Raw genomic sequence first — 20,609 nt, forward strand, 5'->3', positions numbered from 1 at the left:
ACTTTTGATATGTATTTGTCAACAATCTTACCAATTGAACTTACAGGACAAAATGACTGTAAATAAAAGAAATTAGGTGACAATTAGTCAGTTGCACCTTGATGAATACACAACATTAAATTAAAAATTTTATGGGAATATTTGGTGGTTTATTTGGTTCTAAAAGTGAAGGTGAAAGTGGTTCTTCCAATATACCTTGGATACCTTTAAATACCGTAGACCAACTTGGTACAATTAAAGAAAAATCTAGCAGTAGGCCTCAGGTAATATTTAAACATTCTACAACCTGCGGTATAAGCAGAATGGTGCTTAATATGTTCAAGAGTAGTTACAGTTTGCAAGATGGGCAAATGGATCTTTACTTTTTAGATTTGTTGGCTAATAGAGACGTGTCCAATGCCGTAGCATCAAAGTTTGGGGTAATGCATCAATCTCCTCAACTATTGATCATAAAAAATGGAGTAGTGGTTATACATGATTCTCATGGTGCAATATCAGATATTAACTTAGAGAAATACATTTAAAAAAAGCCCCTTCAAGGGGCTTTTTTAATTGAAACGTTGTTTGTTCAGTATGTCGATAAGATTATTCTTTAAATCCTCACCGGCATCATATACCATTTGTTCGTTACTGGGAAATGGAATCCTTGCCAGCTGTAAGAAAGACATCAAATCATTATCTAAAGCTCTTTTGTCACCGTCATAATTGGCATATATATGTTCAAATATAAATTGACTAGATAACGGGTATTGATTTACTTTTTGTTTTTTCTTTAAATCAACAAAACTAACTACGCCTTTAACTTCGGCACTTTTGTATTGTGTAAACTGATAAAAATTGCATCTAACAGTTTTAAATTTATCTATCTTAATACTATTGCCTAGGCTATCGTTAACAACGTTACCGTTACCATCCTCTAAAAAGGTATAGCCATCCTTAATTTGACGCTCTTTGCTAATTTGCTTCTCCCTTATCTGTTCCGGAGAAATATCAATATTCTGAAATGAAACTTCCATTTGGTAATCATATAGTTGATTTTGTATTCTTTTTGTATGGTATTCTGTCCAATTAGAATTTAATCCGAATATATTTAAATTTAATAGTTCGTCTTCCAGCCTTTTGGGAATTATCTGATCGGTATTATTGACCATGTCCACAATTATATAATCTAACCCTTTTTGATAGGCTTCGTCTATTTTAGACATCACATCCTTATAGTTTGGGTTAATCTCATTTAGATAAATAAGATTGTTATACGCTTTTCTAAAATCAGATTTGTAATTGGCTTCCTGTAATACTTTAGTGGCATTGGTATAGAGAAAATTAGACAATTTTGATTTAGCGGCAATTAACTCATCATCGTAATTTTTAAAAACAAAATTTGCTTTTCTACCTTCATCCGTAACGTATAATGGTAACAAAGGCCGAATTCTTTCTTGAATAGATTTCAATCTAGCATAGCTATTATAGATTTCCTCATAATTTTTTGCATTGCCATCTTTTTTTAGAAATTTAATATGCTGTAGCTCTCTATCTGTATTCTTTTTATATCCTTCTTCTAACAGAATTATGTATTGTTGGTTGCTCTTCTTGGTCTTGTTTGTAGCAATGTTAGCAACCGCTTTGTTGATGGCAGTTTCATAATTACCTGTATTAAGGGCCTCTTGAGTTTTTTTAACTCCACTACATGAAAGTAGTATTCCGATAAAACTAAATAGTAGAAATTTTCTCATGTCTATTATTTTTAGGATTTATAATAGCTATTCAACAGCCGTGCCACAAAAAGGTTTTAATTAAACGTTATGGGATAAGTAATAGTATATATTCGATAATGTGCTCCATCCATTTGGGGATTAAGTATCTATAAAGAGTGTAGTTATTAACTAATTTTAATAAATAAGTTAAGTGTTTGTGTACTTTTTTATATTTCTTTAAAAGTGCTATTTGTATTTTTGCCACTTATTTAAAAGATATAGTACCATGCAACGCGATACCACAATTTTTAATCTTATTGAAGAAGAGAAACAACGTCAAATCAATGGAATTGAGCTAATTGCTTCTGAAAATTTTACTAGTCCTCAAGTAATGGAGGCTCAAGGCTCTGTGCTTACAAATAAATATGCCGAAGGATACCCGGGTAAAAGGTATTATGGCGGGTGCGAAGTAGTGGACAAAGTTGAGCAATTGGCAATTGATAGGGCAAAAGAGCTTTTTGGTGCAGCTTATGCTAATGTACAGCCACACTCTGGTTCTCAGGCCAATGCAGCGGTTTATCATGCATGCTTAAAACCCGGTGATAAGATTTTAGGGTTTGATTTGTCTCATGGTGGTCACTTGACACATGGATCGCCCGTTAATTTTTCCGGTAGATTATATACACCGGTATTTTACGGTGTTGATAAAGAAACAGGAAGGTTGGATTATGATAAAATTCAAGAAATAGCTACTAAAGAGCAACCAAAGTTGATTATTGCAGGTGCATCGGCATATTCAAGAGATATGGATTTTGAGCGTTTTCGTAAAATTGCAGACAGTGTAAATGCTATTTTACTTGCAGATATTTCTCACCCGGCAGGTTTAATTGCCAAAGGACTTTTAAGTGATCCAATTCCTCATTGTCATATTGTAACGACAACTACTCATAAAACATTACGAGGACCAAGAGGTGGGTTAATATTAATGGGTTCTGATTTTGAGAATCCATTCGGAATCAAGTTGAAAAACGGAAACTTAAGAAAAATGTCTGCTTTGTTGGATTTGGCTGTTTTCCCAGGAAATCAAGGTGGTCCTTTGGAACATGTCATTGCCGGTAAGGCAATTGCATTTGGTGAGGCCCTGACCGATTCTTATGCGACATATATAGCACAAGTAAAGAAAAATGCAGATGCCATGGCAACGTCTTTTGTTAAACGTGGATACAATATAATCTCTGATGGTACCGATAATCATATGATGCTGATTGACCTTAGAAATAAAGATATTTCAGGAAAAGACGCGGAAAAAGCTTTGGTGCTGGCAGATATTACTGCAAATAAGAACATGGTGCCATTTGATGATAAATCACCTTTCGTTACTTCAGGAATACGTTTTGGTACCGCTGCAATTACAACTAGAGGATTGGTTGAGAGCGATATGGAAAAAGTGGTAGATTTTATTGATCAGGTAATTACAAACCCTGAAAATGAAGCTATCATAAAAGATGTAAGAGCAAAAGTAAATGCAATGATGAGTACTAGACCAATTTTTAATGCTTAATTAAAAATTGAAAAAGATTTAGAGTTTTTATTCAGATAAAAACTCTAAATCTCCACTTACATAGGTGTTTTTGAGTACATCATAAATAGATGCTTCGTCATCTTTGTCAAGGTAAATCCCCCAAAATTCCGAATATGTTTTTGGTGCAGTATTAATTTGATCTTCGTTAGCTTCCATATTCTCAATACTGTCTTCAAATATGGGAACAAAAATTTCATATGGTTTTTGAGTAAGTCCTCTGGTTAAAAAAACATAGTTAAATGCAATCTGCTTTAAAATGTCATTTAATTGAGTGGGTATACTCTTGTCGTAAATACGTTTTATTACAATACTAGTGTCATTTAAAAAGAATGTAAGTTCTTCAATATCAATATTGTATTTGTTTTTTGTGTTCAATATTTCTAAAGCATGTTGTAACGGAGATTCCTCTGTTCCACTATTTCCCCATCTACCTGTATTAAAATGAGATAGTAATTCCAATAGATCTAAATTACAGGATACTTCCAATACTAAACTAATAGAATTGAAAGTAATGTGCTTGTTGTTGAGCTGTACATTTGAAAAATAATGAAATCCTAGGGAACTTAGAAATGTATCTATACCAACGATTTCTTTGGTATATTCTAATTTTGAATTGTTGATGAAATTTTCGAAATTAAAAGGCATATAGGTGGAAATTTATAGCATTTCTTTGTTATAAAGATACTTTTCTAACTTCGTAATCTGACCTAGGAAAACCTTAGAATTTCAGAGGATATTATTATAAAATAACTTTGTATTTTGTAATAGGCTGATAATTAAACACTTATTAAAAGTAGTATTCTAGAGGAAACCACGTGTTTTGGCTTCATTAATCAGGGCCAGATCATTACCGTTCTTAACATCGAATAATGCCTTAAGTTGTCTTTTTCTGGCTTCAACGGTTGTGTTTGCAGATCCAATTAAAGGCGCTATATCTCTAGTGTGTATTCCTTGAGAAAGATGGTAAAGGATCTTTTGGTCTTGCTCATCTATAATGATATCTGTGGACATTCTGCGACGTATAGCTGACAATGCACTGGCGGTATAATACGGAGAGCCGTTAATTATAGTTTCTACCATAGTCTTAAGAGACATTTCATCTATCTCTGATTTTACCATATATCCGTCAGGATTTACCGTTTTAAAAATGTTATTAATTCTATAGTTGTCGCTGTAAGATGACATGAAAACGACTTTTGATTTAGGTACCTCTGCTCTTGCCACAATACCTAAATCTACTCCTGTCCTTGGGTCTTTTGATTCTGGTGAGAATAATTGGATATCTAAAAGAATAACATCATACGGTACTGCTCGTTTAGAATTCTCTATTTTTAACTTGCCTTTTTCAAAACTGGTAGCAATTTCAACTTTAACATTAAAATCTGTAAAATCAGAATCTTCCAGGATATATTTATATCCTAGAGCTGTCATTTCGTGGTCATCTACCGTTAAAATTCTTACCGTGTTCATAGTTTCGGGGTCTATTATAATTTACTAAACGTTTTTAAATTAAATATTATTATCGGTGTTATTTTTAATATCCTCTATAATAGGAATATTTAAAGAAATAGTAGTGCCTTCTCCTTGTCTTGAGTCTATATGAAACGTTCCGTTTAATTTGTTCATTCTAGAAGTAATATTTCTTATACCTATGCCTTTTTTACCTTTGCTTACGTTGTAGCCCACGCCGTTATCGCTCATAATTACATTGAAGTCATTGTCATTTCTATAAAAGGTAACTTCAAAATAGGAGCATTTAGAGTGTTTGATCGCATTTTGAAATGTTTCTTGAATAATACGATAAACATTAATTTTAATTTCTCCGGCCAAACTATCCCAATTTTCATCTTCATTAAAATGGAAGTAGGTCTTAATTTTATTGTTCTTGTTATTGGCAAGAAGTGTTTCGACAGAATCTGTAAAATTGTTTATTTTTTGATATGCACTATGGCTAAGCTCGTGAGATATTGACCTTATTTCGTTCTCAATTTCTTGTAAGGATCCCAGGGCTTTGGATTTTTCTTGAATTGCCTCATCTGTAGTCCTTTTGTTTAAGCCGGTAAGTATCATTCGTGCTCCAAGCATTTTTCCAAGCACGCCATCGTGTAGTTCTTCTGAAATTCTTTTTTGCTCTAGGCGCTTAACTTCATCAACTTTTTGCTTTTGCATAAGCATTAAATTGAAAATTTCTTGATTATTAGCCTGTTGTTGTTGATCAAAACGTAGTTTTTGATTCTTGGCCCTTTGGTTTATTATTATGTAGATGGAAAGACCAAGTAAGAAGAAGCCTGTTGCTATACCGATCCATATTTGTTTTTGTTTGGAGAGTGTTTCCTTTTCACTTTCTAGCTCTATATTCTCAGCTATAAATTCATCGGTTTCAAAACGTATACGTGCAAACTTATTCTGTTGTTTTCGTTCTTCTATTTGTAAACTGTCATTAAGCTCGGTATAATTTTTAAAATATTCAGGGGCATTAGATTTATCTAATTCTGCCAGGTACAGCCAAGTTTTTAATAATTGTTCATTAGCGCTTCCTTCCACTGATAATCTTTCGGCAATTTTGGCTTTTTCAATAGCTCCTAAAGTATCTGCAGCGTAGGCCTTGTATTCAGAATAACTGTGATAGCTTGATGCCAAACTGCCGGTATCGTCTTGTTGCGCTTTAATATCGATTGCCTTCTTTAATAATTTTTCTACGTCAACAGTGTCTTTAAAATATAATTTTGCGGTAGCAAGATTGCTAAGTGCTTTGGAATATAATACCGGATGTTTTTCGTAGATATTTAGTTTGCCTAAAACTTCATTAAAATTTTCTATGGCCTTTTTATACTCTTTTTTATCTCTGTAAATGACCCCTATATTATTAATTAAACTAGCCTTGTGAATTTCTGAATTAGGAATTTTGTCCAAATAATAAAGCGCTTCATTGTAGTAAGAAAGTGCTTTGTCATAATCTTTTAAATCGTTTAAAACTATGCCTAGTATATTATAAGATTTGTACAACCCTTTGGTGTCTTCAATTGAATTATAAATTTCAATTGCTTTTATAATATTTGCTTCGCTGCCTACGTAGTCTTTAATTTTCATTTGAATAACAGCCTTTTGCAAATACATTTCTCCTGAATTGGATCGATCGTTTAAGGCTTCAAAAATGTTCTGTGCTTCCGTATAGTAGTAAAATGCACTATCTTTTATAGATCTTTTACGAAAAAAATAAGCTAAATCCCAATATGCATTGGCGGCAGCTGCAGAATCCTTTATTTTAAGATTTACAGAAATCGCATTCTTGTTGATTTTACGGAACAATGCGCTGTCTACAATTTGTGATTGATTGTAAGATAGGTTGGATAGGTATTTGGACTTAAGAGTATCATTACCAATGTTTTCAATAAACTGAAAAGCTTTAAGCTGTAACTCTATTTTAATTTTTTGGTCAACATTATCATCATAACTTTCAGATATCCAGGCGTCAATACTATCGCTTTTGATATTGTTATCAATTTGAATGGCCTGATCGGTTGACAATGGGGCAGGAGCGTTCTTTGAACAACTTATACAAAGTATGTAGATTGCTGAATAATAAATTATGGACTTTATCAAGAAAAACTGATGTTATAATTGTTAAAATCCAAGTTATAAAAAAAGCCTTTAACGAAATCGTTAAAGGCCTTTTTTTATATTTAAAAATTTACTTATATAATTTTCTTAGGTGGTTTTCTGTCATCAAGTGGTAAAGAACAGTCATCGCAATTTGAAGCTTTTGTAATATCGTTAGTGTATTCAACTTCATTGTTTGTGTCTTGAAAAATTGATGTTGCCATACCTATTGTCATTATTGCAACTGCTAAAATACTAACTACTTTTTTCATATTGTTCTTGTTTTTAGGGGTTTCTTAAATAATTATACAGCCAAAGTAATATCGATTAGTGGCTTGTGAGGACATTATTATAAGTCTTAAGTAAACGGCCTGATTCTATTAGTAAATGAACCAATTGTGAGAGAATTCTTTAATTAAGTGAAGAAAAGGTGTTTTTTGAAAGAATGTTTTTAAGGTTGTTCATATTCTCTCTATAAGTTTTTGAAAAAGGGATATTTTGATTTACTGCTTTTATAGAACAGATAGATTTGCCAAAGTTGATACGAGAAACGTAACTTGTATTTACAATATAGCTTTGATGAACACGCATAAAATTGTTCGGCAAAGTTTTTTCAAATGTCTTTAACGTTTTGTAGGCATTTATAATTGCACCATCTTTCATAAAAAACTCAGTGGTATTGTTATCTGCCTTTAAATAAAGAATATCATTAGTATTTAGATAATGAAAATCGTTATATGATTTTAAGCAAATTGTCTCTGGCGCCTTCTCTTTTGGCATTCTTTTCTGAAGTTTCAATAACGATTTTCTAATGTCAAATTCATTGAACGGTTGCAACCAGTAATCGAAAAATCCATTTTTGATAGCATCATATGCATAATTTTTAGTTGATGCGATACCAATTAAAATGGGTAGTTGATTCATATATTGATGAATTTCTGTAACCATTAAAAAAACAGAAGAATAATTGGTATTTAGATTTATAAAAACTATATCTGGAGAGTACTTTAAAATATCGTTTAATCCATCCGAAGGATTATTGGTTGTATTTACGCATTCAAAATCACCGTATTCGTCTAAAAATGCATGCAACTGCAAATTTGAAACAGCATCAGAATCTATTATGGTATAGGTATAGTTCAATGAAAAATAGTGTGTGCGCTAATTTAAACATAGGTAAGAAAAAGAAAACCTAGAATGTCCTTATAAAAACCAAGGACATGTTGATAAAATCAATGTTTGTAGGGGCTGTGACAGAAAAATCTGTCGAAAAATACTAGGTTTTGTCTACTGATTTTTCTCTTTCGCTTGAAAAGCACCTAAATCAGGATTAGGAATTCTTTGTGTTCCTAAAATATCAACCGGATAATTATTTGCGGTATTTATATCACCTTTGTTTATTAATTCAGAATCTAAACCAATTCTATAATCGTTCATAAAAGGCTGAAAATAGTCTAATTTGCCGTTAAGTGTAATATTTAAATAATGTTCTTTATTTTCAAAATCGTAAAGAACATCTTCGTTGGTAGATGATTGGTTTTCATTAAATTTTATAAAGCAATTTTGAAAAGTGTAGTTAAAAATATTCTGATCGTTCTTTTGTAGCAAAATCTCATTTGAGCTATTACCATCTATAATGCAATTCTTGAAATCAGCTAAAAATAAATCAAAACTTCCACTTTCATCAGTGCCGGAAGTATTACTGATTTCAACACTGGCATTAAATCTAAAGCCTTTGTTCCAATAGTTTGCAATGGTAGCATGACTAAAAGAATAAGTACCGCCATTTTCAACTTTTAAGGAAGAATTACCAGCTGCTCCCAAAACTAAGTTGTTGGCTACTATGTATGCGTTGCTTGCCCAAATATTATACTTAGCACTATTGAATATGCGACTGTTTGCGATGTTCAATGTTTCTTCTGGAGCGTTAATCTGGCCTTCTACATATAAACCTATTTCGGCGTTTTTAATAGTCAAGTGATTAATAGCGTTGTCTTTGCTGCCCGCACCGATCCAAATAGCGCCCCATTGTCCGGGGATATTTTCAAATTCAGGTTCTAAGCGATCTCCTTCAAATATGACTTCCTTTTCAAATTCGTTGTCATTTGAACTAAGCTTGCCATTAATGATTATGGATGATTCATCTTGTACTAAAATACCAGAATTTAGATGAAAATGAACACGAGTGCCCGGGTCTATAATAAGCTTTTTTCCCTTGGGGATGACGGCATATCCATATATAACATAAGATTTATCGTTTTTAAAATTTAAGTGAATATCTGCCAATTCAAAGCCTTCTATTTCAATTGGGTTTCCATTTTCATCGGTATATAGTACTATTGATTCCTTTTTATTTTCCTGTGGATATAGAAATATGGCATCTTTTGCCAATGTAACCAATTCTACGGTTTGTTGAAATGGTTCCTTATCAAACAAAATAGCGTCTGTGTAAAGTAATTCATTAAGTGAATTGTCCGTAATATCTATAGTGGTTTCTACAAAAACAAAAAGGCTATCTTCGGCGTAAATGGGAATATTGGTAAATTCTTTACCGGCAACACCATCAACATTTAACCTGTAATAACTCTCGTTTCCATTTTTAAGAGATATGTTGGGTATTAAAATATCTTTCTTGGTGTCGTTAAACACCTTTAGATTGTAAGTACTACTGCCAATATTGGTAAATACCGTATCCAGATAAACAGTGTCTCTTGAAAATGAAAGACGGCCACTACTTTCAGTGTATTCAAAATCTTTTCTGCAAGAGGTGCTACAGAGAAGAGCAAATAGGGCAGAAAGTATAAATAGGGTCTTTAGATGCACGCAAATGGGGTTTGACAAATCTAAGTTACAGGAAAATTTTTTTAATTGCTTCCGGAATTCTTAAAGGTCTATATGATATACTATCAAGAAGACACCATTCAGTACTTGATCTTACTAATAATTTTTTGGTGGTGCCATGTATCATCTCTACAATTCTAACACATTTGGCACCAGAGCTAGAGGCTATATAAGTTGATATTTGGATAGGGTCGCCAAGAACTGCTGCGCGTTTATATTCTATATGATGGGTTAATACCACCCAGATAACTTCCTCTTGCATTTTTTTGGTTGCTATAGTTTGCCAGTGTTGTTTAGAGATATCTTGTATCCACTGCACGTAGCGAACATTGTTGACATGATTTAAATCGTCTAGGTCATCATGTGCAACAACAAGTTCTTTTTGGAATGCCATATGTTATTTTTTCTCAATTTGGACTTCGAACATTTTGTTCCAAAATTTACCGGTGACAAAAAAAGTTTTGCGATCCGGGTGATATGCTATTCCGTTAAGAACGTAATTTGTTTTGTCCCAATTTTCGGTTTTGGTGATCATATCGCTTAAACCACTAAAATTGATTACTCCTTCAATGGCGCCAGTATTGCTATCTATGATCATTACGCTAGGTTTTTGGTATACATTGGCATAAATTTTTCCATCAACATATTCCAATTCATTTGCAGAGTCAAAAATGGAAGAATTGGTTACTGTTTCAATATAACCGTTTTCGGTCATCGTATCCGGATTTATAAACCAAATTTTTGCTGTTCCGTCACTCTTAAAAATTTTTGAACCATCATTGGTCAATCCCCATCCTTCACGACTCTTTCCATATTGAAAATTATCTAATTTTTTAAAAGAGTTAAGGTCATAAATAAACCCTAGACCACTTTGCCATGTTAGCTGGTAAATTTTATCGTTTAAAATAGTAATGCCTTCCCCAAAATAGGATTCATCCAAATCTATTTGTTCAAAGACCTTTCCTGTTTTAAAATCCAGTTTTCTTAAATAAGACTGACCTTTTCTACCTGTAGACTCATATAAAGTGTCCTTATAGAATTCAAGACCTTGGGTATAAGATTTTGTGTCATGTGGATATTCATTAATGACAGTATACGTATAAATTTCCGGAGCTTTTTCAGAAAGTACCTTCAAGTTTTTGTTGATGTTTACCGTTTCACCATCAAAGGTAATTTTAGCGGTCAAAATTTTGTTGCCCAAGGTTGGAACATCGATCTTAATTTTGTCGTTATTAAAATTTAAAGGAGCGCCGTCAATACTATATTCTACATTTTCTATCTCTTTTTCTTTTTTATTTTTAATGCTTATACCAATTTCTTGATTTTGTTGAACTTGGTTTACATTTTTTTCTAAACTAATTTCAAATAGGGAAGATGGTTTTTGATTGCCACTTCCGCAAGCAGTAAATAAGCTGGTAATTAGAACGATACAGAAATAATTGAAAATTTTCATTAAGAAAATGGGTGTTTAAGTTGATGAAGTAATTAATTCAAGGCAATTTAATTCATAAAAATAAGAAACTAAAGGATTGTCAAAGTTTTAAAAGATTGTATATTTGCACCCGGCAAGTCCTACACGACCAGCTCCTGTAGAATCCCCCAGGGTGGGAACGCAGCAAGGGTATACGGTCGTAGCGGTGCGATGTAGGTAGCTTGCCTTTTTTTGTGCCCTAAAGTGAAATTTTATATTTTAGGCTAACACATTCATAACCAATTCTATATAAAGTTTAGCATCGCTTATTTTCTATAAAATGAAAACAAAAGTAGTTCTAATTACAGGGGGGTCTTCAGGTATTGGTAAAGCAATAGGTACATATTTAAAGGAGAAGGGGTATAATGTTTATGGTACAACACGTAGCAAAAGCAAATATCCTTCATTTTCAGAATTTCCACTTTTAGAGATGGATGTAAGAGATGTAAGTACTATTAAAAGTTGTATTACAGAATTGCTTGAAATTGAGGGTAGAATTGACGTTTTAATCAATAATGCAGGAGTAGGTATAACAGGACCAATGGAAGAGACTCCTCATGAAGAAGTCTTAAAAGCGTTTGCCACAAACTTCAACGGACCATTGAATGTTATGAACACTGTATTGCCAACAATGCGTAGGCAAAAAGAAGGCCTGATCATTAATATTACTTCTATTGCAGGTTACATGGGCTTACCGTATAGAGGAGTATATTCAGCTTCTAAAGGAGCTCTTGAAATTGTTACAGAGAGTTATAGAATGGAAACCAAATCTTTTGGAATTCATCTAACAACATTGGCTCCAGGTGATTTTGCCACCAATATTGCTTCTGGTAGGTACCACACTCCTGTGTACCAAGGTTCTGCATATAAAGAAGCTTACGGTAATACTTTGAAAGCTATAGATGCGGATGTTGATAGTGGTGGTGATCCTTCTGATGTTGCTAAAAAAGTTGCAAAGATAATTGAGACAAAAAATCCAAAACCCCATTACAAAGTAGGCTCTTTCATTCAAAAGTTTTCGTTGACACTTAAAAATATACTGCCCGGGCGTTGGTTTGAGAAGTTACTTGAAAGTCATAGTTCTCACTAGTTCTTATATATATTTGAAAAGCCGTCCACAATAACGGAATTGTCTGTTATAATAGCTTTGTTCATAGGGTAGAGCACCAATTTTTCAGTCAGTTCTTTAAAGTCGTTGCTATGGTATTGTAATGAAGGATCAACACCTAATGTGCCAATAATTTTTTTCCATTGCTCAAACTCCGTTTTAATATTAATACCAATGAGAACATGGTCTGGTTTCTTCTCCCTTAACAATGCTATTCTTTCAAAGATATTTTTATATTGTCCACTGTTGGTGCCGGACCAAAAATAAAAAAGGACTTTTTTATTGGCGGTAATATCGGTTAGCGTTGTGGTTTCATTTTCAAAAGAAATAACATCTAAGTTAGGAATTATTTTTGTTGGCTGTAAGTTTGCAATACCCTCATATAGATTTTCTATTTCCTCTAAATGCATATTATTTTTAGAAACTTTCTTAAATTCATTCAGGAAAATTTCAGTGTTTTCAGGAGCGTCCTTTTTCTTTAACAGGTAGTCAAAAGCAACGTTTCTAAAAAGATTGTCTCGCAATTCTTTCTCAACCACAAGACTATCTATTAAATGTAGTTTATGCTTTTTGTAATGTAGTTGCTTGCTCTCTTGTTTATGTTCGGTATCACAATCATTTAAGCAGCTCATATATGCTAAATTTCCTAAGTGGGCTTTCATGAAATCATAATAGGGTCTAAGGTAAGTTAGGGTGTGGTCACCATAATTAACTTGACTCCTGTAGCCGTAAAAATCTTTAGGTAATTCATGGAAATTTTGTTCTGCAGTTTTTCTTTTATGTCTAAAAGGGTAAATTTCCTTATACCTATTGTACGTATAATCTATACTGCCGTTCAATAACTTTAGCGCTTCATCAGAAAGTTGGCTTTCAGAATTTAATTCTTTTAACTTATTGACCTTTTCCTGTTTTAATAATGTAATTTTATTTAGGAAATCTAAAGGTTCCAATTCATAGTATTCAGAATACATTTCAGAATCCTCTTCTTCGGTCGCTAAAAATAATTCTAAAAGAAAATTATTGGTTTCCTCATTACTACCTGAAAAAACAAGGGATTCATCAAAATAAATGGTATTCAGCCTAACCATTAAACTATCGCCCTTTTCTAAATAAACATATTGATGTTCTGGCGCTAGATTAAAATGATACAATCCGTTTTCAATAGAATTCAGCTTAAACTTAAAGCGGTTTCTATCGTCAAGTTTGGCAGAATCAACTTTAACTCCTCCCTTTAATAAAATAACTTGATCACTTGTAGGATTTACGATTTCGCCTGCAAATAATACGGTTTCAGAATCTTTCTTTTGGGAGGAACAACCCACTAATAAGGCTACGCATGTTGATAGTAAAATTCTTATCATATAATATATGGGACTGGTAACAGTCAAAATTAAGAAACCTAATCACCAGATGTTGTTAATAGCTAGTTAAATGTTATGTAGTGCCAACTTAAAAATCTTTTGTGGAATTTGAGGGCAATCTAGGTACGTCAAGCCTATAAATTCAGTATTTTTGCACGGATTTTTAAAATTTTGTTTTTATGTTATCTGTTTCTAATCTTTCTGTTCAATTTGGAAAACGAGTGTTGTTCGATGAAGTAAACGTTGCCTTTACCCAAGGCAATTGTTACGGTATAATTGGTGCCAATGGTGCTGGTAAGTCAACGTTTCTAAAGATTCTTGCAGGGCAATTAGATCCTACTTCTGGTCATGTGCATTTAGAGCCGGGAAAGAGGATGTCGATATTGGAGCAAAATCATAACTCTGCCGATGAATTTACGGTATTGGAAGCTGTGGTCATGGGTAACAAACCACTTTATGAGATCAAGAAGGAAATTGATGCCCTCTATGCTGATTATGATGATAAAAATGCAGATAGAATAGGGGAGTTACAAGTAAAGTTTGAGGAAATGAACGGTTGGAACGCAGATAGTAATGCTGCTGCGTTATTGTCTAACTTGGGTATCAATGCAGATATGCATTTTACTTTAATGTCAGAGTTAGATTCCAAGTTGAAGGTGCGAGTGCTTTTGGCGCAAGCATTGTTTGGAAATCCTGATGTGTTGATTATGGATGAGCCTACCAACGACCTGGATTATGAAACAATTAGTTGGTTAGAAAATTTCTTGGCAGATTATGAAAATACCGTTATTGTTGTAAGTCATGACCGTCACTTTTTGGATACAGTTTGTACGGATATTGGTGATATTGACTTTGGTAAATTAAATTTATATTCCGGTAATTACACGTTTTGGTATGAAAGTAGTCAATTGGCCGCTCGCCAACGTGCACAACAAAATAAAAAGGCAGAAGAAAAAGCAAAAGAATTACAAGAATTCATTGCCAGATTTAGTGCTAACGTTGCAAAGAGTAAACAAGCTACTTCCCGTAAAAAGATGCTTTCAAAATTAAAAGTGGATGATATTAAGCCTTCTAGTAGAAGATATCCGGCAATAATTTTTGATAGAGAGCGCGAAGCTGGTGACCAAATATTAAATGTAGAAGGACTTTCTGCTTCAACTGAAGAAGGAGAGCTGTTGTTTGATAACGTAAATATTAATTTGGCAAAAGGGGATAAAGTAGCTATAATATCAAGGGATTCTAGAGCTACATCTGCATTCTACGAAATTATAAACGGAAATAAGAAAGCTGATAAGGGCACCTATCAATGGGGTGTTACTACAACCCAATCTTATTTACCTGCGGACAATTCTGATTTCTTTACCAGTAATATAAATTTAGTAGATTGGTTGCGCCAGTACGCTAAAACAGAAGAAGAGCGCGAAGAGGTTTACATACGTGGTTTTTTGGGTAAAATGTTATTTAGCGGAGAAGAAGCGTTGAAAAAATGTACGGTACTTTCCGGTGGTGAAAAAGTTCGTTGTATGTTAAGTAGAATGATGTTAATGCGTGCTAATGTATTAATGTTAGATGAACCTACCAACCACTTGGATTTAGAGAGTATTACGGCATTCAACAACTCCCTTAAAAATTTTAAGGGCACCGTTATGTTGACAACACATGATCACGAGTTTGCACAAACCGTAGCGAATAGAATTATAGAATTGACTCCTAAAGGCAACATTGATAGGTATTCTACGTTTGATGAGTATATGTCTGACAAGGCATTAAAAGATCAGCGTAATAAAATGTACGCTGATTAAACATAGAATAGATTAACCCAAATCGATGTTTTATGAAAACCTACAAATATGTGGCCTGCTTTGTGCTGGGCTTAAGTTTCTTCGCTTGCCAAAAATCTTCAGAACAAGTTGAAGATGAAATAGCTCCAAACTTACGAGTAGAATACACTGTTTTTTTACAAAATAACAATGTGTTGAACGGAGTTGTTTTAGGGTCTGGTGAAGATGAATTTTCTGTAAAAAGTAGTTTAAGCACTTTTAGCGATTTCCCTTCCAACGCAATTAAGTATAGAACAAAAACTGATATAAGTTACTTTGCTACAACTAATTGTAAAGCAACGTTGCAGTGGTTTAATTCAGAAAATTCAGAATCTACATCTGTAGCTCTTTTTGAAGACATAAATGCTTGTGACATCAATGTACATGCCATGGCACGTTTCAATGAAATTGTGGCTGTAGCATATGAACGGGATTTGTTGGGTAAGGATAAACAGTTTGTGGTTCGTTTAAACTATTTTGTTGGATCGGTCAACAGTCCAACAGAAATTATCTTGGACAAAAAACCGGTAGATTTGTTGTTTTCATCAAACAGATTGTTTGTTTTGACGTTAAATGAGTTTGTAACGGAAGAGTATCACCTGTCCGCCATTGATTTGAATACCAATGAAATTTTAATGGAACTTGACTTGGGCTTAGATGCTAAGCGTTTATTTGCCAATAATGTAGGTGAGATAATTGTTAGCTATCCCAAATTACACACTATTATTGATCCTGTGACTTTAGATAAATCATACACTTCATATGGTGATAATACAGAACCTGGGTTTGTTACAACTTCAGATTTCTTTATGGATAATGCAGGAAAGTTCTATTTTCAAAAGAATGTTCCAAGTGCAGAAATAACAGAGGTGCCCGCTATTTATGACTTTGCAAAAAACAGTACGGTAGTATATCTTTTTGAGAATTTTTTGACAGAAACCGAACTAAACATAAAATATGATATCGCCCAAACAACATCGGTTGCCTATGACGAAGCGAATAATTACGTTCTAATTGGTTATCAGAAAAAAGGTCAAGTCGATAAAGGCGGAATTCTAAGAATAACTCCTGCACCCGATTTCAAATTAATTGATAATATTGATTTGGATGGAGTACCCAATTCTATTTTTATAAAATAATTATAGTCTTAACTATTAAAATATTTACTGTTCCAGATAGCAGGATTAAAATTTTTCCCCATAGCAAATCCGTAAAAAATTACTACAGAGGCTATACACTTAAACATAAAGAAAAATAAAATCCAAAATTGGGCATTTGAGCTTGATTTTGAAAATAATCCATCTGGTATAAGTATTGTAGTTACAAAACTTATTAGAAGAACTAAGAAAGCAAGGTTTACTATGCTTTTAAAAGGCCACATTAACAACTTGCGTAATGGGTGAAGGTCATTGCCCCATTGGTGTATTAAATAATAATAACCATTGCCAATAGGCGCAAATAATAATGGGTCGTCTTTATCTTCTAGCTTAAAAAGTTTAGAAGGCGCTATAATTTTAAAAGCTTTAATTTCCAGATCATGCTCTTTTTCCAATCTCTTGATTTTTGATAAAGCTTCTGCCGGTATGGTGCCTTTAAAATATTTGGTATCCAGAAAGCGCAATCTGTAGTCAATGCAAATTTGTTTTATCTCTTCAATATGATAGATTTTAGAACTTTCTAATAAATCTAAATTGAAATTATGATAAATAGTATTGTTAGTCGATGAAATGTTTCGCTCAATTCTGTCAAATTCTTGGTCTAAATTAGAAAGAATGTCATAAACCTCTTTCATCCTTGCCTCATCGGATAGCACCTTGCTATTTCTAACTTTTGAAAGTTTTTGTTCAATGTTTGTCTTAGGTAAAAACATGTTCTTTTTTTAGCAATACACTCAAAGTTAATCAATTAGTAATTTTATTAAAATCTTGTTTAACTTAATTAAAAGTTAATAAAATGTTAAAATAATTGATGCGTATAATTTGGGTTAGGTGTAAAACACATCTAATTGTATATTAACGGAGAAATCGATCCGTTTATCGATTTTTGAACAGTAGCCCCTAAGAACCAACTATCATGAAAAAATGGACATCCCTCGTGTCCTTGTGTGCCCTATTGCTAGGGCTTTATACCAATGCACAGGACAATGTAATAAAATTTAAGCTAGAGAAAATAATTTCTACCATTGTCAATGAACAATCAATTTTGGAACGTACAGCGTCAATTGCAGACCATTCTACTTTGTTAAGAGGGCTGAGAGTTACAAACTTGGATAAAGTATTGGATTACACAGGAGAGTTTACCGTTTTTGCACCATCAAATCTCGCTTTTAATAAACTTTCTAAATCCACTGTGGATAGATTATATAATCCAGAAAATAGGAAGATATTAAAGGAGATACTTTCTTATCATATCATAGCGGATAAATTATCCGCCTCTAAAATATTAAAAGCAATGTGTAGGGGAAACGGGGTGGCAAAATTTACAACTATACAAGGTGAGAAAATTACTGCTACCATGAAGGGTATAGATATAATTCTTACAGATTCTTCAGGCAACGCTGCAACTATTACCACTGCGGATGCGAATCAATCTAACGGCATCATTCACGAGGTAGATGCCGTATTTGTTCCACAAGATAGGTTTTGATCAACGAAGCGTAGCTCCTAAGTTACGCTCGTAAGCGTTCTGTAATTTTGACATAATTTTCTCAATTTGCTTTTCTGTCAATGTACTTTTATCATCTTGTAAAGTAAAACTTACTGCATAAGACTTTTTACCATCCGGTAGGTTTTTACCTTCATAGACATCAAAAAGGGTCATGTCTTTTAAATACTTGCGTTCTGCACCAAATGCAAGGTCATAAAGCTCTTTGTAAGATGCATTCTTATCTAGTAAAAGTGCAAAATCTCTTTTAACTTCCGGATGCTTTGGAATTTCTATGTAGGAAACAGGGGCGGTATCAATTTGCTTTAAAACCGCATCCCAGTCAAAATCTGCAAAAAGAACATCTTGCTTTATGTCAAAATGCTTTAGAATTGATTTTTTTATCAGCCCAAAAGAAACCAATTCTTTTTTCTTGTGTGTAAATGATAAGCCTTCAGAAAATATTGTTGCATTGGTTGGTGTACTTTTTAAATTGGATAATCCTAATCTAATAAGCACTGACTCTACTATGGATTTTAGTTCAAAAAAGCTTGTGGCAATCTGTTTATTTGTCCAACTAACTGGTATTGAGTCTCCGCTAATTAGGATACTTAAGTATTTTGGTTCAATCCTTTTATCACCTTTTGTAAAATAGGTCTTACCAAATTCAAATAATTTAAGGTTAGGTTTTCTACGATTGATATTGTAGCTGGCAGCCTCCAAAGCAGAAAATAAAGACGTTCTTCTAAGTACTGATAAGTCTCCACTTAAAGGATTGATTATCTCTATGGATTTGTGCTCCTCGTTCTCCTTGTTTAAAATTGAGGTGTAGTCCGGGTTCGTTAAGCTGTTGGTCAAAATTTCGTAATACCCCTTTGCTGCCAAAGCGTTACCAACAATGTTTTGAACGGTATGGTCAGCTGCAGCCTCGGTTGTAGCGATAGATGCATTTAATTTCTGACCAAATGCTATATTGTTATAACCGTAAACTCTTAAGATTTCTTCAATAACATCTACCTGTCTCTGAACATCTACACGGTAAGAAGGCACTTCAAGACCCATACCTGCCTCGGTAACGTTTTTAACCTTAATATCTAGAGAAGCCAATATTGATTTAATGGTGTCTTGGGGAATTTCCTGTCCTATAAGCTTATTAATTTTTTCAAAAGCCAAGAACACTTCAAAATTAGGGTATTTTTTAGGGTAAAGGTCATAGACATCAGAGGTTATTTCCCCTCCTGCAATATCTTTGATTAATAGAGCTGCACGTTTTAAGCTGTATTCAACATTTTCAATATCAATACCTCTTTCAAATCTAAATGAAGCATCGGTATTTAAAGTATGTCTCTTAGCTGACTTCCTTATGGAAACAGGATTGAAGTACGCACTTTCCAAAAATATAGAAGTGGTTTCCTCGGTTACTCCTGAACCTAATCCCCCAAATATACCCGCTAGGCATAAAGGTTTCTCGGCGTCGCAAATCATTAGGTCATCTTCATGTAAAGTTCTTTCTACGCCGTCAAGAGTAATGAATTTTGTTCCTTTCTCTAATGTTTTTACAATTATTTTATTTCCTTTGATTTTTGCTGCATCAAAAGCGTGTAACGGCTGCCCAAGTTCATGTAAAACGTAGTTCGTAGCATCTACAACATTGTTCTTTGGGGTAAGCCCAATAGCTTTAAGTCTATTCTGTAGCCAAGTAGGTGAAGGCTGTACGATTAAATTGCTTAACGTAATGCCGCAATAGCGTGGCGCCAATTCAGGCTTTAAAACATCTACATCAATTTTAAGCGATCTGTCGTTTATATTAAAATGACTTGTTGAAGGCGTAATCAGTTCTTTGGTAATTTCCTTCTGTTTAAGTCCGGCTTTTAAATCTCTTGCAACACCAAAATGGCTCATGGCATCGGCTCGGTTAGGTGTTAGCCCAATTTCAAAAATCTCGTCTTCTTCAATATTAAATACTTCAGAACAAGGTGTGCCTACCTTTAGGCTTTTTTCTAGTACCATAATGCCTTCGTGACTATTACCAAGACCTAACTCGTCTTCTGCGCAAATCATACCAAAGCTTTCCTCTCCTCTAATCTTTCCTTTTTTAATGGTCCATGCTTCACCTTCGGGAGTGTAAAGTGTTGTCCCGATCGTTGCTACCGGAACTTTTTGGCCAGCAGCTACGTTTTTAGCGCCACATACAATTTGTACCGGTGCATCTAAACCTATATCTACCATGGTAACGTTCAACTTGTCCGCATTGCTATGTTTTTCACAACTTAATACATGACCTACCACAATGCCCTTTAATCCGCCTTTGACAGATTCAAATTTTTCTATACCTTCAACTTCCAAGCCTAAATCGGTTAAAAGTTCTCCGGTTTTTTGTGATTCCCAATCTATTTGTATGAACTGTTTAAGCCAGTTATATGATATTTTCATTCAAAAAATTTATTGGTAGCAAAGATAAAACAATGCCCTAATACATTCAATAAGCT

At 33.6% G+C, this 20,609-nt stretch carries 18 protein-coding genes and 1 other RNA gene; 7 read left to right on the top strand and 12 right to left on the bottom strand.

The genetic code is table 11. The features are described from left to right. The first annotated feature begins 131 nt into the window (after positions 1-131). Positions 132-524: a bacillithiol system redox-active protein YtxJ gene (gene ytxJ, locus PXC01_RS10910; RefSeq protein ID WP_276472331.1), complete on the top strand. Its 393-nt coding sequence runs from the start codon at positions 132-134 to the stop codon at positions 522-524. A 24-nt stretch (positions 525-548) separates the two neighbouring features. Here the strand turns inward: ytxJ and PXC01_RS10915 are convergent, their stop codons facing one another. After that, the gene (locus PXC01_RS10915) at positions 549-1,733 is read right to left on the bottom strand and encodes a hypothetical protein (RefSeq protein WP_276472332.1); all 1,185 of its coding nucleotides are present in this window, start codon (positions 1,731-1,733) and stop codon (positions 549-551) included. 247 nt (positions 1,734-1,980) lie between these two features. Between PXC01_RS10915 and glyA the strand changes: the two genes are divergently transcribed. Further along, positions 1,981-3,255 (top strand): serine hydroxymethyltransferase, encoded by a 1,275-nt coding sequence (gene glyA / locus PXC01_RS10920; RefSeq protein ID WP_276472333.1) that lies wholly within the window; start codon positions 1,981-1,983, stop codon positions 3,253-3,255. Positions 3,256-3,282: 27 nt separating this feature from the next. Here glyA and PXC01_RS10925 read toward each other — a convergent pair whose 3' ends face one another. From PXC01_RS10925 to PXC01_RS10960, 8 genes are all read right to left on the bottom strand, one after another. After that, positions 3,283-3,921 carry a hypothetical protein gene (locus PXC01_RS10925; protein ID WP_276472334.1) on the bottom strand — a complete coding sequence of 213 codons (639 nt, stop codon included), beginning with the start codon at positions 3,919-3,921 and terminating at the stop codon, positions 3,283-3,285. Positions 3,922-4,077: 156 nt separating this feature from the next. After that, on the bottom strand, positions 4,078-4,746 hold the full coding sequence (locus PXC01_RS10930) for a response regulator (protein ID WP_276472335.1): 669 nt from the start codon (positions 4,744-4,746) through the stop codon (positions 4,078-4,080). Between the two features lie 39 nt (positions 4,747-4,785). Further along, a complete protein-coding gene (locus PXC01_RS10935; RefSeq protein WP_276472336.1) occupies positions 4,786-6,879 on the bottom strand; it encodes a tetratricopeptide repeat-containing sensor histidine kinase in 2,094 nt (697 codons plus the stop codon). Between the two features lie 92 nt (positions 6,880-6,971). Further along, entirely contained in the window at positions 6,972-7,148 is a 177-nt protein-coding gene (locus tag PXC01_RS10940; RefSeq protein WP_276472337.1) for a hypothetical protein, read from the bottom strand. Between the two features lie 139 nt (positions 7,149-7,287). Then, complete coding sequence (locus PXC01_RS10945) at positions 7,288-8,019, bottom strand: LytR/AlgR family response regulator transcription factor (protein WP_276472338.1); 732 nt, start codon at positions 8,017-8,019, stop codon at positions 7,288-7,290. 144 nt (positions 8,020-8,163) lie between these two features. Further along, positions 8,164-9,699: a hypothetical protein gene (locus tag PXC01_RS10950; protein WP_276472339.1), complete on the bottom strand. Its 1,536-nt coding sequence runs from the start codon at positions 9,697-9,699 to the stop codon at positions 8,164-8,166. Positions 9,700-9,724: 25 nt separating this feature from the next. Beyond that, positions 9,725-10,111, bottom strand: a complete 387-nt coding sequence (locus tag PXC01_RS10955; RefSeq protein WP_276472340.1) for an acyl-CoA thioesterase — start codon at positions 10,109-10,111, stop codon at positions 9,725-9,727. 3 nt (positions 10,112-10,114) lie between these two features. After that, positions 10,115-11,170: a glutaminyl-peptide cyclotransferase gene (locus PXC01_RS10960; RefSeq protein ID WP_276472341.1), complete on the bottom strand. Its 1,056-nt coding sequence runs from the start codon at positions 11,168-11,170 to the stop codon at positions 10,115-10,117. Positions 11,171-11,280: 110 nt separating this feature from the next. Here PXC01_RS10960 and ffs point away from each other — a divergent pair. Both ffs and PXC01_RS10970 read left to right on the top strand, forming a co-directional pair. Next, positions 11,281-11,379: signal recognition particle sRNA small type (ffs, locus tag PXC01_RS10965), an RNA gene on the top strand. Positions 11,380-11,468: 89 nt separating this feature from the next. Then, entirely contained in the window at positions 11,469-12,278 is an 810-nt protein-coding gene (locus tag PXC01_RS10970; RefSeq protein ID WP_276472342.1) for an SDR family oxidoreductase, read from the top strand. Here the strand turns inward: PXC01_RS10970 and PXC01_RS10975 are convergent. Next, positions 12,275-13,657, bottom strand: coding sequence for a transaldolase (locus PXC01_RS10975; RefSeq protein WP_276472343.1), 1,383 nt, complete (start codon positions 13,655-13,657; stop codon positions 12,275-12,277). The genes PXC01_RS10970 and PXC01_RS10975 overlap by 4 nt on opposite strands. Positions 13,658-13,836: 179 nt before the next feature. Between PXC01_RS10975 and PXC01_RS10980 the strand changes: the two genes are divergently transcribed. Together PXC01_RS10980 and PXC01_RS10985 are read left to right on the top strand one after the other, a co-directional pair. Continuing rightward, positions 13,837-15,459: an ABC-F family ATP-binding cassette domain-containing protein gene (locus PXC01_RS10980; protein ID WP_276472344.1), complete on the top strand. Its 1,623-nt coding sequence runs from the start codon at positions 13,837-13,839 to the stop codon at positions 15,457-15,459. 32 nt (positions 15,460-15,491) lie between these two features. Then, on the top strand, positions 15,492-16,616 hold the full coding sequence (locus PXC01_RS10985; protein WP_276472345.1) for a hypothetical protein: 1,125 nt from the start codon (positions 15,492-15,494) through the stop codon (positions 16,614-16,616). An 8-nt stretch (positions 16,617-16,624) separates the two neighbouring features. Here PXC01_RS10985 and PXC01_RS10990 read toward each other — a convergent pair whose 3' ends face one another. Beyond that, positions 16,625-17,347: a hypothetical protein gene (locus PXC01_RS10990; protein ID WP_276472346.1), complete on the bottom strand. Its 723-nt coding sequence runs from the start codon at positions 17,345-17,347 to the stop codon at positions 16,625-16,627. A 203-nt stretch (positions 17,348-17,550) separates the two neighbouring features. Between PXC01_RS10990 and PXC01_RS10995 the strand changes: the two genes are divergently transcribed. Next, a complete protein-coding gene (locus tag PXC01_RS10995; RefSeq protein WP_276472347.1) occupies positions 17,551-18,123 on the top strand; it encodes a fasciclin domain-containing protein in 573 nt (190 codons plus the stop codon). On the opposite strand, the gene pheT is transcribed toward PXC01_RS10995, so the two are convergent. Next, positions 18,124-20,553 carry a phenylalanine--tRNA ligase subunit beta gene (gene pheT, locus PXC01_RS11000; protein WP_276472348.1) on the bottom strand — a complete coding sequence of 810 codons (2,430 nt, stop codon included), beginning with the start codon at positions 20,551-20,553 and terminating at the stop codon, positions 18,124-18,126. Between the last annotated feature and the right edge of the window lie 56 nt (positions 20,554-20,609).

This window comes from Maribacter huludaoensis, assembly GCF_029350945.1.
In the GTDB taxonomy this organism is placed as follows: Bacteria; Bacteroidota; Bacteroidia; order Flavobacteriales; family Flavobacteriaceae; genus Maribacter; species Maribacter huludaoensis.

Coding starts and splice junctions, on each gene's coding strand:
- ytxJ (WP_276472331.1), top strand. CDS start 132: ATGGGAATATTTGGTGGTTTATTTGGTTCTAAAAGTGAAGGTGAAAGT.
- PXC01_RS10915 (WP_276472332.1), bottom strand. CDS start 1,733: ATGAGAAAATTTCTACTATTTAGTTTTATCGGAATACTACTTTCATGT.
- glyA (WP_276472333.1), top strand. CDS start 1,981: ATGCAACGCGATACCACAATTTTTAATCTTATTGAAGAAGAGAAACAA.
- PXC01_RS10925 (WP_276472334.1), bottom strand. CDS start 3,921: ATGCCTTTTAATTTCGAAAATTTCATCAACAATTCAAAATTAGAATAT.
- PXC01_RS10930 (WP_276472335.1), bottom strand. CDS start 4,746: ATGAACACGGTAAGAATTTTAACGGTAGATGACCACGAAATGACAGCT.
- PXC01_RS10940 (WP_276472337.1), bottom strand. CDS start 7,148: ATGAAAAAAGTAGTTAGTATTTTAGCAGTTGCAATAATGACAATAGGT.
- PXC01_RS10955 (WP_276472340.1), bottom strand. CDS start 10,111: ATGGCATTCCAAAAAGAACTTGTTGTTGCACATGATGACCTAGACGAT.
- PXC01_RS10960 (WP_276472341.1), bottom strand. CDS start 11,170: ATGAAAATTTTCAATTATTTCTGTATCGTTCTAATTACCAGCTTATTT.
- PXC01_RS10970 (WP_276472342.1), top strand. CDS start 11,469: ATGAAAACAAAAGTAGTTCTAATTACAGGGGGGTCTTCAGGTATTGGT.
- PXC01_RS10975 (WP_276472343.1), bottom strand. CDS start 13,657: ATGATAAGAATTTTACTATCAACATGCGTAGCCTTATTAGTGGGTTGT.
- PXC01_RS10980 (WP_276472344.1), top strand. CDS start 13,837: ATGTTATCTGTTTCTAATCTTTCTGTTCAATTTGGAAAACGAGTGTTG.
- PXC01_RS10985 (WP_276472345.1), top strand. CDS start 15,492: ATGAAAACCTACAAATATGTGGCCTGCTTTGTGCTGGGCTTAAGTTTC.
- PXC01_RS10990 (WP_276472346.1), bottom strand. CDS start 17,347: ATGTTTTTACCTAAGACAAACATTGAACAAAAACTTTCAAAAGTTAGA.
- PXC01_RS10995 (WP_276472347.1), top strand. CDS start 17,551: ATGAAAAAATGGACATCCCTCGTGTCCTTGTGTGCCCTATTGCTAGGG.
- pheT (WP_276472348.1), bottom strand. CDS start 20,553: ATGAAAATATCATATAACTGGCTTAAACAGTTCATACAAATAGATTGG.